This window comes from Occallatibacter savannae, assembly GCF_003131205.1.
Lineage (GTDB): Bacteria > Acidobacteriota > Terriglobia > Terriglobales > Acidobacteriaceae > Telmatobacter > Telmatobacter savannae.
On the sequence record NZ_QFFY01000008.1, the window covers coordinates 171,773 to 186,180 of the forward strand.

At 61.2% G+C, this 14,408-nt stretch carries 12 protein-coding genes; 6 read left to right on the forward strand and 6 right to left on the reverse strand.

Annotated features, from left to right (window positions below):
- Nucleotides 1-90: 90 nt before the first annotated feature.
- Nucleotides 91-1,182 carry a fibronectin type III domain-containing protein gene (locus tag DHV10_RS24485; protein WP_162601867.1) on the reverse strand — a complete coding sequence of 364 codons (1,092 nt, stop codon included), beginning with the start codon at nucleotides 1,180-1,182 and terminating at the stop codon, nucleotides 91-93.
- 162 nt (nucleotides 1,183-1,344) lie between these two features.
- On the opposite strand from DHV10_RS24485, the gene DHV10_RS24490 reads away from it, so the two are divergent.
- A complete protein-coding gene (locus DHV10_RS24490; RefSeq protein WP_109489051.1) occupies nucleotides 1,345-1,542 on the forward strand; it encodes a hypothetical protein in 198 nt (65 codons plus the stop codon).
- 119 nt (nucleotides 1,543-1,661) lie between these two features.
- Here DHV10_RS24490 and DHV10_RS24495 read toward each other — a convergent pair whose 3' ends face one another.
- A complete protein-coding gene (locus DHV10_RS24495; RefSeq protein WP_109489052.1) occupies nucleotides 1,662-2,285 on the reverse strand; it encodes a CGNR zinc finger domain-containing protein in 624 nt (207 codons plus the stop codon).
- 60 nt (nucleotides 2,286-2,345) lie between these two features.
- Here DHV10_RS24495 and DHV10_RS24500 point away from each other — a divergent pair, with 60 nt between their 5' ends.
- Entirely contained in the window at nucleotides 2,346-3,266 is a 921-nt protein-coding gene (locus DHV10_RS24500; RefSeq protein ID WP_109489053.1) for an EamA family transporter, read from the forward strand.
- A 181-nt stretch (nucleotides 3,267-3,447) separates the two neighbouring features.
- Here the strand turns inward: DHV10_RS24500 and DHV10_RS24505 are convergent, their stop codons facing one another.
- Nucleotides 3,448-5,901 carry an ABC transporter permease gene (locus tag DHV10_RS24505; protein WP_109489054.1) on the reverse strand — a complete coding sequence of 818 codons (2,454 nt, stop codon included), beginning with the start codon at nucleotides 5,899-5,901 and terminating at the stop codon, nucleotides 3,448-3,450.
- 171 nt (nucleotides 5,902-6,072) lie between these two features.
- On the opposite strand from DHV10_RS24505, the gene DHV10_RS24510 reads away from it, so the two are divergent.
- Nucleotides 6,073-7,206, forward strand: coding sequence for an MFS transporter (locus DHV10_RS24510; RefSeq protein ID WP_109489055.1), 1,134 nt, complete (start codon nucleotides 6,073-6,075; stop codon nucleotides 7,204-7,206).
- A 281-nt stretch (nucleotides 7,207-7,487) separates the two neighbouring features.
- Nucleotides 7,488-9,287 carry an MFS transporter gene (locus tag DHV10_RS24515; protein WP_109489056.1) on the forward strand — a complete coding sequence of 600 codons (1,800 nt, stop codon included), beginning with the start codon at nucleotides 7,488-7,490 and terminating at the stop codon, nucleotides 9,285-9,287.
- A gap of 173 nt (nucleotides 9,288-9,460) precedes the next feature.
- Here the strand turns inward: DHV10_RS24515 and DHV10_RS24520 are convergent, their stop codons facing one another.
- The 3 genes from DHV10_RS24520 to DHV10_RS24530 all read right to left on the reverse strand — a co-directional run bounded on the left by DHV10_RS24520 (nucleotide 9,461) and on the right by DHV10_RS24530 (nucleotide 12,474).
- On the reverse strand, nucleotides 9,461-10,423 hold the full coding sequence (locus DHV10_RS24520; RefSeq protein WP_239462028.1) for a 3-keto-disaccharide hydrolase: 963 nt from the start codon (nucleotides 10,421-10,423) through the stop codon (nucleotides 9,461-9,463).
- A gap of 15 nt (nucleotides 10,424-10,438) precedes the next feature.
- Nucleotides 10,439-11,806 (reverse strand): Gfo/Idh/MocA family protein, encoded by a 1,368-nt coding sequence (locus DHV10_RS24525; protein ID WP_109489057.1) that lies wholly within the window; start codon nucleotides 11,804-11,806, stop codon nucleotides 10,439-10,441.
- Nucleotides 11,807-12,027: 221 nt separating this feature from the next.
- Nucleotides 12,028-12,474, reverse strand: a complete 447-nt coding sequence (locus tag DHV10_RS24530) for a DUF695 domain-containing protein (RefSeq protein WP_109489058.1) — start codon at nucleotides 12,472-12,474, stop codon at nucleotides 12,028-12,030.
- A 133-nt stretch (nucleotides 12,475-12,607) separates the two neighbouring features.
- On the opposite strand from DHV10_RS24530, the gene DHV10_RS24535 reads away from it, so the two are divergent.
- Together DHV10_RS24535 and DHV10_RS24540 are read left to right on the forward strand one after the other, a co-directional pair.
- Entirely contained in the window at nucleotides 12,608-13,168 is a 561-nt protein-coding gene (locus DHV10_RS24535; protein ID WP_109489059.1) for a GNAT family N-acetyltransferase, read from the forward strand.
- Nucleotides 13,169-13,480: 312 nt separating this feature from the next.
- Complete coding sequence (locus tag DHV10_RS24540; RefSeq protein ID WP_109489060.1) at nucleotides 13,481-13,942, forward strand: hypothetical protein; 462 nt, start codon at nucleotides 13,481-13,483, stop codon at nucleotides 13,940-13,942.
- The last annotated feature ends 466 nt before the right edge of the window (nucleotides 13,943-14,408 follow it).

Here is a 14,408-nt window from a genome sequence, read left to right on the forward strand (position 1 = left end):
ACTCGCTAAAAGAGTAAGAAAGAGTCACTCATCCATCGGAGGTCTACGCACCGCCAAATCGACCAGACACAAAGATCGTCACGCGAGAGATCAAGGCTGCGGTACAGTCTCTCGCGCCTCCGCCGACTTCGCGCTCTCATGCCCACCCTTGTCCACCGCGCTCACCGCGTACTGATACGTGCTCCCCGCCTTCACCTGCGCATCGTGAAATGCCGGCTCCACAATCGGCGCTGCCGCAGACACCCGCTGCCATCCGCCGCCCTCCTCGCGCCGATACACAACGTAACCCGCCACGTCGGAGTCCGTTACCGGCTGCCAGCTCAGGTCGATTGCCGGCGTCGCGCCGTTCTCCCCGGCAGTCGACACCGCAACCAGCCCACCCGGCACTGACGGCGGAAAAACATCCTTCACCTCAACCTGCACGGCCGGAGAAAACGCCCCATCTAACTCCAGCGTTTTGCCTCCAACATCTACCCGCGCCACGCGCTGTGCACGATACGCATACTGCTCATCGAATCGCACAGTCTTATCGATCGCATGGCCCTGCTCCGCGCCTGGCTCAACTATCAGATCCTGCTGCTCTGCTTCAGGAGTCGGCGCAAGCGGCCCGCGTTGTTCGGCCTTCTGAGCAGGCGTCAGCAGCTTTCGCTCCAGCCGGACTGCCGTGTTCTCGCCATCGGGCGTCCAACTCAGCACGACACCCTGCTTGCGAACCTCCGCCTTCAATCCATCAATGGGCGCCGGCGCAGCGCCCGCCAGAATCGTGGCGGCATTCGACAATCCAGCCGAGCGCCCGTTCCTGTTTCTCAACTCCACAAAGTAGCTCACCGGCCTCGCCGTGCTCGCTCTCAACTCCGCCGGCAGCGTGTCCGTGTACACACCCGCTGCCCCCGCCTCCGTCATCTGGTCCGGCCCCGCTGCCTCGCACGCACCAGCATCGTTCTCTCGTCTGCAGATGCGAACCGCCACCTCGCCTTTGATCGTGGTGCGGTCCGTATTCCTCTTCGGCATCGTCCAGGTCAGCGTCACCTGGTCGCCGGCCCGCGTAGCAGCGAGATCCCCAACCGGATCCGGCAGGTTCAGCGATGGAGGCTGCGGCGCTCCGGGCGTACCGCATCCCGGCAAGCAGAGCAGCAACCCCACTGCCATCGCCGCCCGCCCCGTTCGCGCCAGCAAATCCATGCTTGTAAGTCTAATGGAACCAGTCAGAGTGCCCGCTTATGCACCGTTTTCTGCGCACAAAGCTGCACCGGAACCCCTCCGCGGAACACCGATTGCAACATCCTTCTACGGCACGACGCGAACTTGCACCTGCTTCTCAGTTCTGGTGAAAGGAGCGAAAAGATGAACCAGACTTACACCATAAAGTTCATACATCGAATAAATGAAGATGGCTCAATCGATTCCATCTGCCGCGACTGCTTCGTGACGATCGCAACAGGTCGTTCGCGGTTGGAGCTCGCGCCTCAGGAACAGCAACATACCTGCGAGCCGATGACCATCCAGCGCTACGAGGGGTATAAAAAACTCGCGGTACGCTGAAATTTGTACCCGTGTAGATATTGCACACGGCAACCAGCCGGGGCGTTCCATCGCCCCGGATCTACTCAACCGGCCCCACCATCTGCTCTGTTTAGGATTGCCACAGATTCTCACGCAACTCAGTGCTGCGCCTTGTACCTGCGCGCCTTCATGCGATTGCCGCAGATCTTCATGTTGCACCAGCGCCGCGTGTGGTTCTTGCTCGTGTCGATGAACAGCCAGCGGCACTCCTCGCTTCCGCACTGCCGCGCCAGGCTCATCTGCTCTGAAGTCGCAAGTTCCGCCGTCTTCAGGCTCAGCAGCCACAACGGACACGCCGCTTCAGAAGTCTGCTCGAGAACCCATTCCAGCTTCTCGCCGGTCCATCGCGTTGTCTGCTTGGCCCTCGCCGGCGCAAAGTACTCTTCCAGGCGCCTCACACTCGATTGCGCAGGACTCGTGCCTTCGATCGCTGCATAGAACAACTCCGCTGCTGCTTCGCGAAGCTCCCGAATCTGCGCGAGCACTTTTGCGCCCTTGCTCTCCGGAACCGTGCGCACCAGCCTGCGCGCTTCCATCGAGGTCAACACCGCACTCTGCTCGCAGAATCGCAGCACATCGGAGTAGTCCGCCAGCAGTTCCTCCGGCCCCGACTCCCGAAAACGCCAGTCCAGCGTGTTCACCAGATCCAGCGCCGGATGACCGCCGCTCAAATCGAACGCGCGATCCTTCCTCTCCTGCAACGCTGCCGAACCCTTTTCCACCGCTAACCCCTCATCTCATGTTGACAGGTTACCCCGCCGATGTAAATATGGTAACCAGTCATGGCCGATTCGGTGGTTAGCATAAAAACCGGGGCAGAAGACATTGCGGCACGCGGGTATCGCGCCCGCATGCTCTTCTCCTTCTTCGCCGTCTACGTGATCTGGGGAACCACCTTCCTCGCCATCCGCATCGCCGTCGAAGAACTCCCGCCGCTCTTCGCCGCCGCCGCCCGCTTCTTCACCGCCGGCGTTGTCCTCTTTGCATTCATGCGCTTCCGCGGCCAGGCCTCACCCACACTGCGCCAATGGCGAAACCTCAGCCTCGTTGCGCTGTTTCTTTTCGTAGCCGAGTACGCGCCGCTCTTCTGGGCAGAGAAGTCCGTGCCCTCCGGCGTGGTCTCCGTTCTCGCCGCCACCATTCCGATCCTCACCCTCGTCGCTGAAGCCGTCATCCTGCGCGAGAAGCACCTCAAGCCGGGAGTCATCATCGCTACTCTCCTCGGCTTCAGCGGGGTCGCCATTCTTCTCCTCCACGGCGCGCACAGCAGCTTCGGTCTCGTCCCCTGCATCGCCGTCCTCGCCGGCTCCATCTGCTGGGCAGCCGGCTCTGTCTTCAACCGCTCCATGGATCTGCCGAAATCGCGCCCTGTCACCGCTGGTGCAACCATGATGCTCGGTGGCATCGGGCTCTTCGCGCTCTCTGCCGCATTCGGAGAACTGCACCCATTCCCGCACATCTCCCTGCGCGCGGTCTGGGCTCTGCTCTACCTCATCGTCTTCGGGTCGCTCGTCGCCTTCACCGCGTACGTCTGGCTCATCGGCCACATGTCGGCCTCGCGCGTCTCAAGCTACGCCTACGTCAACCCCGTCATCGCTATCGCCATCGGCTACTTCTGGGCAGGCGAGCCCATCACCCCGCGCATCCTCGCCGGCACCGCCCTCGTGCTCATCAGCGTCTTCCTCATCCTCCGCCAGAAGTAGGGTGTCCGTCTTGTGTCCCTGCAGGCCGACTTGACTCACTTGTATCCGGACGTACCGATGGGAATCGAAGCATATTCGGATTGCGCTACATCTTTGATGGAAGTGAGAGATAGCTGAGAGCTGAGAGCTAAAAGCTAATAGCTAAAAGCTAAAAGCTAAAAGCTCTCAGCTTCGACGAACCTCACTCCACCCTTAACGCCCTCATCGGTTCCACCTTCGAAGCCCGCATCGCCGGCAGCAGCACCGCAACGAATGCCACTGCACACAGCACGGAAGGAACTGCGATGAATGCCGTAGGATCCCAAGTCTTCACGCCGAACAGGAAGCTCGCAATCAACCGCGTCAGCCCAAATGACGCCCCAACTCCCAGCACCATTCCCACCAGCGCCAGCTTCATCCCGCTCCAAACCACCAGCTTGCGGATCGTTGTGCGGTCCGCACCCAGCGCCATGCGAATTCCGATCTCCTGCGTCCTCTGCTGCACCGAGTAGGCCATCAATCCGTAGATTCCGATCGCCGCCAGCGTCAGCGCAATCGCCCCGAAGATCGATAGCAGCATCATGTTGAAGGTCTGTCGCGACGTGGTGTTCGAGACAATCTCCTCCATCGTCTTGATCCGCGCCACTGGGAATCCGCCGCTCGCCTGCCGCAGTTGTTCCGCGATCGCATTGCTCAGCTGCCGCGGATCGCCGTGCGTCCGCACCGCCCAGCGCAGCGGAACGATCTTCGCGTTCAGCTCCGTCATCGCATCCAGCACCTGTGTATCCGGCACCACCATCAGCGGAGGCGTGTCCTGGTCCAGTCCCGCATCGTGCGTGTTTCCGACCACGCCCACAATCGTCCGCGCCGGTTCCTCAAACGGCGGTCCCATTCCCTTCGCCACTGCGATCTGCTGCCCCACTGGATTCTCATTCGGAAAGAACTGCTTGGCGAACGCCTCGTTGATGATCACCACGTGCGGCGACGACGCTGTGTCCGACACGTTGAACTCGCGCCCGCGCTTCACCGGAATCTTGAACGTCTTGTAGTAGTCCGCCGACGCGTGCATCCATCCCGCGCCCTGCTGTCCCTTCGAGGGATCAACCGGCTTGCCGATGATCGCGAATGGCAGCCCGAACTGTCCTTGCACCGGCAGGCAGCACGAGAAGGTCGAACTCTCCACGCCCGGAATGCGATTCAATCTCTCGCGCCCGTCGCGGGACAACTGCGCCACAGCCGTCGTCTTGCCAAATCTATCGCCGTTCAGCGACATCTCCATGGTCAGCACGTTATGCGCGTCGAACCCCGTATTCACCGCGCGCAGCGCCACAAATGTCCTGATCAGCAGCGCCGCGCCCACCAGGAGAACGAGCGCCAGTGCCACCTCTGTTACCACCAGAACGGCGCGCGTCTTGCCGGTCCCGAAGCTGGTGCCCGAGCGGTTGCTGCTCTCCTTCAGCGTCGAATTCAGATCGGTGCGCGAGACGCTGAAAGCAGGGAAGAGCCCAAACAGCACGCCCGTCGCGCACGAAACCAGCAGCGTAAATCCGAGCACCCGCCAGTCCACGCCAACTGCCGCGCCATTCTCGCCGACGCGGGGCAGTCCTGCCGGACTGATCGCCAGCAGCCATCGCACTCCCAGGAATCCGAGCGCCGAGCCCAGCGCTCCGCCGGTCACAGCCAGCATCACGCTCTCCGTGAGCAACTGCCGGATCACGCGCGTCCGGCTCGCCCCCATTGCCGCGCGAATCGCAAACTCCCTCTTCCGTCCCGTCGCCCGCACCAGCAGCAGGTTTGCCACGTTGGCGCAAGCAATCAAAAGCACCAGGGCCACTGCCCCAAGCAGCACTAGCAGCGAAGTCTTCGCGCCGCGCACAATCGCATCGCGCAGCGGCTGCACCGCAAACCCGCCCTTGGGATCAGCATCGGGAAACTTTCGTTTAAATTCCGCATACGCCAGCTTCATCTGTGCATTCGCCTGCGCAACCGTCACGCCCGGCTTCAGCATCGCCGCACCGAGGAAGAAGTGCCCCTGGTTCACGCTGTTCGGCTCAAATTGAAATGGAATCCAGATCTCCGCCTCAGGATCTGTCCTGAAGTCCCGCCCCAGCACGCCAACAATGGTGTAAGGCTCGCTCCCCAGCGAGAGCGATTTACCGACGACATTGGGATCACCGCCAAATCTCCGCTGCCACACACCATAACTCAGCACCACCACGTGCCCGCCATTTGGCGAATCCTCTTCCTTCGTGAACGTCCGGCCCAGCGTCACCGGTGCGCCAAACACGCGGAAGTACGCCTCCGATACGTGAATACCGTGGATCAGCTCCGGCCGGTCGCCCGTAATATTGAACCCCGGTCCAGCGAAGTCATATGCCGCCACATCCTTGAACACCGACGTCTGCTGCTGCCATACCTGGAACTTCGGAATCGACGCTCCCGGTCCGCTGCCACCCGGCCCGGTGAGCATCATCTGCATGATCCTGTCTGAGTCCGGATACCCCAGCGGCTTCAGCAGCACCGCATTTACCACGGTAAAGATCGCCGTATTCGCACCGATCCCCAGCGCCAGCGCCGCCACCGCCGCAAAGGTGAACCCCGGGCTTTTTACGAAGAGGTGCAGCGCGTGCTTGATGTCACTCCACAGATCGGTCATGCAGTACTCCCTTTTCTCGTTCGCCGGACACTGATTTTCGGGGGAAGTTAGAGCCGCACTAAGACGACGCGCAACCGTATTGCTTCGTTAACGCCCTGCCGTCGATTTGTGACGAATGGCCCGCCCCTCATGCCGTATCCTTTCCTACGAACTTGAAAGGACTCCGGTTCCGTGCTCATCTTCGCCGCCATCCTCGCCATCTTCGTTTACGGAATGATCGCCGCCATGCTCGGCACGATCCTGCCCGAGCTGTCTGAGCGCTTCAAGCTCACGCCCACGCAGAACGGCACCATCGCCACTGTGCAGGCGCTCGGCCTCATCATCGCCTCGCTCAGCGTCGGACCTCTGCTCGACACGCAGGGCGATAAGGTCGGCCTCATTCTCGGACTGGGCTCCATCGCCGTTGCTCTCTTCCTGCTTCCGCGCTCCAAGGGCTACGGCAACATCCTTCTGCTCATGTTCCTGCTCGGGATGGGCGGCGGCATCGTCGTCACCGGAGCCAACGCGCTCGCCAACAGCGTCAGCGGATCGCAAAGCGCCGTCGTCCTCAATCTCGTCAATCTCTTTTTCGGGCTCGGCGGCCTCGCCACTCCCTTCATCGCCGCCAACATCTTCAAGAAGAACTGGGTCCGCCTCTGCTACACCGTCGCCGGACTCACTGTGGCCGCCCTTGCCGTGCAGGCCTTTGCCCACATGCCCGCGCCCACCGGCAACGCGCAATTCCTGCTCGCCAATGTCGGGCCAATCCTCGGCAAGCCCGTCATCTTCATGCTGGGCCTCTTCCTCTTCCTCTACATCACCTGTGAAGTCGGCGTGTGGAACTGGCTGCCGCGTCACCTCATCGCGCAGGGCATTCCCGAGTCGCGCGCGCTCAACATCCTCTCTCTCGGATTCGCGCTCGGCCTGCTCATCGGCCGCGTCGCCATCTCGCCGGTCCTCGCGCACGCCCCCGCCATCGAAGTCACCCTCGGCGCGTCCATCGCCATGGCCGTCACCACATTCCTGATGCTTCAGACCAACAAGCCCGGCATGGCCTTCGCGCTCGTGTTCATCGCCGGACTCTCCATGGCGCCGGTCTTCCCGACCACGCTCGCCATCACCGGCCAGGCCTTCCCGCAGATGACCGGAACCGCGCTCGGCTTCGTCATCACCTGCGGCTGGGTGGGACTCGCCGTCAGTTCCCGCATCATCGGCTCGATCGCCGGCAATGACCCGCGCCGCCTCAAAAAGGCGCTCCTCATCTTCCCCGTCTCCGCGGTTTTGATGATCGGGCTCGACGTGGCAATCTGGTCCATCCTCCGATGAACGATCTCCAATGCGGGAAACAAGCACATCGTGCGATCACAGCCCAAAACACTACGAGCTTCAGGGCACGACTTTACAGATTGCTGAAAAGGTCCGGTTCACCATGGTTTTGAAAGGGCACGGATTTATCCGTGCCGCTAAACTGCCCAAATTAGAAATCGGGCTTTAGCCCCTGAGGGAAGGGGTCTGCTGGCAGTAGACTTTTCAGCAGCTGTTCAGTCGTGCCATAACAACGCACTAAAAAGATCGGGGCTTTAGCCCCTGCCACACACGAAGGCCCAATGACCACCGCGCTGACCGCCTACACCGACCAAACCCGCCGCCGTTACAACCTCATCCTCCAGGTGGTCGCCGGACTCGGTGGCCTCCTCTACGGCATCGACGTCGGCATCATCGGCGGCGCGCTTCCATACCTCGAAGCCACCTCAAAGCTCGATCCCTCGCAGCTCTCCATCATCGTCGCCGCCGTCCTCCTCGGCTCCGTCCTCTCCACGCTCTTCGCCGGCCTCCTCGCCGACTGGATGGGCCGCAAGCCGCTCATGATCCTCAGCGGCGCAGCCTTCATCCTCAGCATTCCCGTCATCGCCCTTTCCCAGGGATACTCATCGCTCTTCTTCGGACGCCTCCTCCAGGGCATGAGCGGCGGACTCATCGGCATCGTTGTCCCCCTCTACCTCGCCGAGTGCCTCTCCGCCTCCACGCGCGGGAAGGGAACCGGCGTCTTCCAATGGATGCTCACCTTCGGCATCGTCGTCGCCGCGCTCATCGGCATCTTTTTCAGCTACCGCGTCGAAGCTGTTGCGCGCCTCGGCGACGCCGCCGCGCTCTTCGACTTCAAGAATCATGCATGGCGCAGCATCTTCTGGATGTCCATGCCCCCCGGCATCCTTTTCGTTCTCGGCGCATTTCTCGTCACCGAATCGCCCCGCTGGCTCTACCGCCGCAGTCCTGAGCGAGCCCGCGCCGCCCTCCTCCGCTCCCGCGCTCCCGAACAGGCAACCATCGAGTTGCGCGAAATGGAAGCGGCCTCGAAGCCTGCGATCGCCACCGCCGGCGTAAAAGCAAGCGACTCGCTCCTCCGCCGCAAATACGTCATCCCCTTCCTGCTCGCCTGCATCATCCTCGCCTGTAACACCGCCACTGGCATCAACTCCATCATCGGCTTCAACACCAACATCCTCATCCAGAGCGGCCTCTCCGATCTTCAGTCGCACTGGGGATACGTCATCCTCACCGCCTGCAACTTCTGCTTCACCGCTATCGGTATGACCCTGGTCGACCGCAAGGGCCGCAAGTTCCTCTTCATCCTCGGAACCAGCGGAATCATCCTTGCCATGCTGATCGTAGGCACGCTCTTCCGCCAGACCGAGAAAGAGAACATCGACTGCCGCGACCAGATCCAGGCCCTCGTCAGCGCAAATCCCGGCGCGCAGCAACTGACCTACCAATTCAACAAGGACAAGGCCCAGCAACTTCTCGCCGCCGCCGGAGCTACCTCCGCAGCCATCGACCCCAGCCGCGCCTCCTTCGCCATCATCTACTCCTATGGCGACTTCACCGGCACCACCAGCTACGCCCGCTCCGATGATCCCGCCGCTCCGCCGCTCATCGTCACCCGCGCCAGCGCCGTCCCTGCCAACAAAGTGCAGGCACTCTTCCAGAACCCCTTCGGCAACTACGAGGCCGCGCGCACCGCACCACTCCGCATCGACAAAGCCGTCCTCGGCCCCGTGCCGCAGCAGAGCCACGGCTGGCTCGTCGCCATCTTCATTTACATGTTCATCGCGTTCTACGCCACCGGCCCCGGCGTCTGCGTCTGGCTCGCTCTCTCAGAACTCATGCCCACTCGTATCCGCTCCAACGGCATGAGCATCGCGCTCGTCATCAACCAGCTTGTCTCCGCGATCCTCCAGGCCATCTTCCTGCCCTTCGTCGCCAAACACAGCTACTCGTCGATGTTCTACCTCTTCGCCAGCTTCACCGTCGTCTACTTCCTGACGACCACCTTCCTCTTCCCCGAAACCAAAGGCAAAACACTAGAGGAGATCGAAGCCTTCTTCGAAAAAACCGCCACAGATTGATCGTCGGGTGCCAGAATCGAATAGCAACTCGCTTTACAACGGCGCTGTCATTCTGAGCGCACGGGGCCCCAAGCGCTTTCTTCAGCTTGGGGGTGGTAAGCGAAGAATCTGCTTTTCGAAAATCACCGGGTGCCCCCGGTCCCTCGCACCTTGGGACCGGGGAAACAACGCCCTCACCTCCCCGGCGTCACCGTGATCTTTCTGAATATCACGTGCCCCTTCTCGCTCCCCTGCAGATAAATCGGCCCCGCCTCGCCCTCATGGCTATCCAGCGCGCCGCCCGTGATCCCCGGAATGTCCTGATGATCGATCACCGTCTTCCCGTTCTGCACCACCGTCACATTTCGTCCGACAAGCGTGATATCGAACGTCTGCCACGTATCAGGACTCCGCGGCTGCTCCGGTGTGGGTGCCAGAAACCCATACACCCCGCCGGTATGATGACTGGGCCCCTCGCCCTGCGACTCCGTCTCGATCTGCACCTCATACCGCCCGCGCAGATACACACCCGCATTCGCATCTTTCCCGCAATTGAACTCGACATGCAACTTGAAGTCCTGGAACTTCTGCTCGCCGATCAGCTCCGGCCCATTCCCCGGACTCACCAGGTTCCCGTCCTTTACCGACCAGTCCGGCGGCCCCGCCTTGCTCTCATGCCACCCCGACAGGTTCTTCCCGTTAAACAATTCAACCGGCTTTCCCCAATGAACAACCGCAACGTTCTTCTTCAGCGCCGGAGCCCTCACCCCAACCCACGACCACGTCGACCCATCCGGTCCATTCACCGATCCCGCCAGACTCCCATCCTTCAGCGCCCCTTCAAACACGAGATCCGCCTTGCTGTCCTCCTCCTCCTTCGGCGACACAAACCTCAACCGCCCACCATCCACCTCGACCTTCGGCAACGGCCGCGCATTCCCCCACCGCCCCGTGAACAGAGCCGTCAGCTTCCCATCCTTCTGCCCGATATCAATCCACGAAGGATACTCATGCCCCGCGCCCTTCAGCGTCAGATCCCACCGCCCGACAATCGCCTCCGAATAAGCCTGACCCGTCCCCAACTCCAGCCCGCAACTCGAGCACGCGCCCGCAACCACCACAAGCAGCCCGCCACAAAACAGCCTCACGCTCTTCACAATCGAACCCTCTTCCTATGTCGCTGACTTGATCGTCTGCGATCCCTCATCCCACTTCACCGGCACTCCCCTGAAGTACGACTCATTCGCCATGTGGCAAGCCAGAGCCGCATGATGCCCGAACACCGCATCCTGCACCACCGGCTTCCGCGAACGCACCGCCTCAAAGAAGTTCCACACATGCGGCCTCAGATCGTCATAGTCATTGCCGTTAATCGTGATCGACTCCGGAGCTGGCTCCTGCCCAGGCTTTGGATCATGCTCCTCGTGCCACTTCTTCGTATACTCCGCGCGCATCGCCGCCGGATATGACCCCGTGTAGTAGCTCGGCGCAGTATCCACACCGGGCTGCGGAGAATACGTCACCGAAAACTCGCGCAGCTCGATCACGCCCTTTGATCCGTAGAACCGCGTCACCTCCGCCGACTCGCTCCCGAGATTCAGCCGCATGTACACCGGAAGGTCGCCGTACTCGAACAGCACCGCGTGCACGTCCGGCATGTTGCGCCCATCCTTCCACCGCAGAATCCCTCCGAATGCCGACGCCTTCTTCGGAACCTCATTGATCCCCAGCGACACCTGCATCCCGCTGATCAGGTGCACCAGCAGATCGCCCGCCACTCCTGTGCCGTATTCCTTCCAGCACCGCCACCGCGCAAACGCCAGCGGATCGAAAGCCTTCTTCGGCGCCGTGCCCTGCCACGTATCCCAATCCAGATTCTGCGGCGACAGATCCGGCGGTGGCGGATACTCCCACGCGCCCGTCGGATCGTTCCGCCCCATCGTCGCCTCGATCAGGTTCAGGTCCCCGATCGCGCCCTTCGCAATCATCTCGTGCGTCTTCGCGCACAGCACCGAACTCGTTCTCTGCGCTCCAATCTGCACAATGCGATCCGTCTTCTTCGCGGCCGCCACCATCGCCACGCCGTCCGCCGCGTTGTGCGACATCGGCTTCTCGCAATACACGTCCTTGCCCGCAGCCAGCGCGTCCACCACCACCTGCTTGTGCCAGTGGTCCGGCACCGCGATCAGAATCGCATCGATGCTTTTGTCGTCCAGCAACTCCTGGTAGCGCCGCGTCGTCTTGATCGGCTTGCCCACAATCTCGCGCGCCAGCGTATGCCGCCCGTCGTACAGATCGGCCGCCGCCACGCACTCCGTCCCCGGCAGCGCAACAGCCGTTGCCAGCACGCCGCTGCCCTCCATCCCCACGCCCACCATCCCGAACCGCACGCGATCGCTCGGCGCAGAATACACACCGGCAGAGTACGCCGGCTCAGCCTCCAGTCGAATCGTGTTCGCAGCCAGCGTCGCCCCCGCAGCCGCCGCAGCCGCCGCAGACGTCTGCAGAAATGCACGTCGAGACAAAACAGATTTCGTCATAGGTTTTTGTTCCCTCACAAGAGCACACCCCTTCTATCCCCGCCGCCCCTTGGTGTCAAGCCGCGCACCTCATCATGTACACCGGACAGAAAATTCGCCCTTTGACCGCTGTCATTCTGAGCGCACGGGGCCCCAAGCGTTTTTCAGCTTGGGGGTGGTAAGCGAAGAATCTGCGGTTGCCTTTTGCACCCGGGGGCGAAGGGTAGGAGCAGGAAGCGGAACTAGTTCACTTCTCCTTTTACTCCCGCGATGAACTTTTCGTACGTGCTCCACTCCGGATCTTTCGCCGTATGAATCTCAATGGGAAATTCGGCCATTCCGGCTACTGCAAAGTCGAAGCGAGCTCCGAATTCAGCTTCGGATCGCGCATAGTACGTCCACTCGCGCGAATTTTCACCAGTTGATACGAGAGCGAGCGTCGCGAAACGATCATTCTCCAGCACCGGTTCCAACGCATCCTCCAACTCGTTCATTCGTTGGTGCTGTTCGCTCTCGGGCATTCCGGTTTCCGATTGATAGTTCCAGACAATGATGATCCGAATCGGCTGCAACGATCGATCGAACTCAGCTCTGAACTTTTTGGCATACCGGAAGACAATCCGTCGATTGTTCTCCTTGTTGGTCGATATCGCGGTTGCCCATTCCACCACTTCCGAAGCCAGATCCATTGCAACTCCTCGACAGCAGGCTAGGTGAAAGCTAACAGCTAGTAGTGGCCCGGATCACTCTTCGCCTGCTGCGAAATTGCTCCTCTACTATTCTAGGAACTCATCTCATACTCAACAGCTAGAGGGCAGCAGCGTGCTCGATCTCGACCTCCACATCCTCCACGCAACCCCCTCCGACGCCGAGGCGCTCTCCCGGCTCTCCGCCGCGGTCTTCCCCCTCGGCTGCCCTGCCAACACACCGCCCAGCGATCTTGCCGACTACATCAGCCGCGAACACACCCCCGATCGCTATCGCACCATGCTTCAGGACAAGCGTTTCCGCATCCTTATCGCGAAGGTCGCTTCGCCGATCACCCACCAACTCGCCGGCCTCGCTCTCCTCGTCCAGGCCCCGGCGCCTCCCGAGATGCCTTCGCCCTCCCAACTCGAACTCCGCAGGTTCTACATCGACGCGCCCTTCCACGGCCGCGGTGTCTCTCACGCGCTCATGAAAGCAACACTTAGCGCCGCGTCCGAAATGCGCGAGCCCTCCGTCTGGCTCAGCTCCTTCTCCGGCAACGCACGCGCCATCGCGTTCTACCGGCGCTGGGGCTTCCGCATCGTCGCAGAACACGACTTCATCGTCGGCACCGACCGCCAGCGCGACTACCTGATGCTCTGCCAGTCTCCTGATCCGCGCCTCCACGAGTCCTAAGAACCGGAAACCCAAGCGTGACCGCACCTTAGCGTGTCCTGAATTCGTCCAACACTCCGGTCACGTTGCAACCAAGGTTTTCGGAATTTTCCACTTCTTCAGGCAGCGATTTACCCTGTGGCCAAAATCACACCGCGCTCTGATCAAAAGACCCTCCGCCACTTTCACCACTGTCAATCTCGTACCACTTGTATGTCCTTCATAGCTTGACAGTTGTATCCGCTTACAACACTCAGGCGATGGGCGTGGTAACTCACTCCCGATATCGTCGGTGATGTCAGGAGTTCAGTACTTTCTCAGATCGAGGGGCTCATGCAAGACCACCCGGCATTCACGTCGCACCGTTCCAAAGTCGCAGAAGACATTCTCTGCGCCACCTCTTACCTCACTCCGCTTCCGGCGGCAGTCATGCTCATCATTCCCGGCACCAGGCGCAATCGCCGCATCCGCTTTCATGCCTGCCAGTCCGCGCTTCTGAACTGGCTTCTGCTCTCGGCCGGCTTCCTTCTCCATCTACGCGCCAACCTCGACCAGCTTCTTGACGCAGGCACGGGCAGCCGCTTTGAGTGGACTGCTCGCATCCTCTGCATGGCCGTCTGGAGCATCGTCGCTCTTCGCGTTGCGGGCGGCCGCGAACTGCGCATTCCCGTCCTCTCACGCTTCGCAGAACAGCAGGCCAATAGCTGGCTGTTCCGGCTCGGGACCTCCTCCCGCGGAGAAGAACGGTTCACCGCGAACCCAAGGCTCAAAGAAGCCATCCAGCTCTACAACTAGGCGAGCGGCATCGGATCACCGGCGGCGGGCGGGCAGCAATGCCTGCCCGTCGCCTTTCCTCTCAGCACGAGCCGTCCTCGGCGCGCTTTTCGTCAAGCGCAGCCCACCTCTCCCCGGCCGCTAAGCTTCACATTTCAGAAAGCTTCGGGAATTCAATTCCGTTTGCAGTCAATTAAGGCTGAAAGGCGCACAATCAGGGTAGTGTGAAAACGGTAAGCGGTTGTGCCCGCTTGCCGACTTGGTGAACATGGATATCGGCCGGGTGCGACAGGGAAGCGCCCGGCCGGCCTCCGCCCACGCAAGCCTAAGTCCTTTGTTATGAAACACCTTGTGAATAAGTCCAGTCAGGAGATACACTTAGCCCGGTGCCGATTCTGCAAGCCTATGAAACTACGGCACTTCCTTGCTAGCAGTAGGGGGAGGGGGCGGGGGTAGTCACATTGCACTTCACGTGATCTGTATCACG

Excerpts from the sequence above, each read along its gene's own strand:
- DHV10_RS24485 (WP_162601867.1), bottom strand. The coding sequence starts at position 1,182 with ATGGATTTGCTGGCGCGAACGGGGCGGGCGGCGATGGCAGTGGGGTTG.
- DHV10_RS24490 (WP_109489051.1), top strand. The coding sequence starts at position 1,345 with ATGAACCAGACTTACACCATAAAGTTCATACATCGAATAAATGAAGAT.
- DHV10_RS24500 (WP_109489053.1), top strand. The coding sequence starts at position 2,346 with ATGGCCGATTCGGTGGTTAGCATAAAAACCGGGGCAGAAGACATTGCG.
- DHV10_RS24505 (WP_109489054.1), bottom strand. The coding sequence starts at position 5,901 with ATGACCGATCTGTGGAGTGACATCAAGCACGCGCTGCACCTCTTCGTA.
- DHV10_RS24515 (WP_109489056.1), top strand. The coding sequence starts at position 7,488 with ATGACCACCGCGCTGACCGCCTACACCGACCAAACCCGCCGCCGTTAC.
- DHV10_RS24525 (WP_109489057.1), bottom strand. The coding sequence starts at position 11,806 with ATGACGAAATCTGTTTTGTCTCGACGTGCATTTCTGCAGACGTCTGCG.
- DHV10_RS24530 (WP_109489058.1), bottom strand. The coding sequence starts at position 12,474 with ATGGATCTGGCTTCGGAAGTGGTGGAATGGGCAACCGCGATATCGACC.
- DHV10_RS24540 (WP_109489060.1), top strand. The coding sequence starts at position 13,481 with ATGCAAGACCACCCGGCATTCACGTCGCACCGTTCCAAAGTCGCAGAA.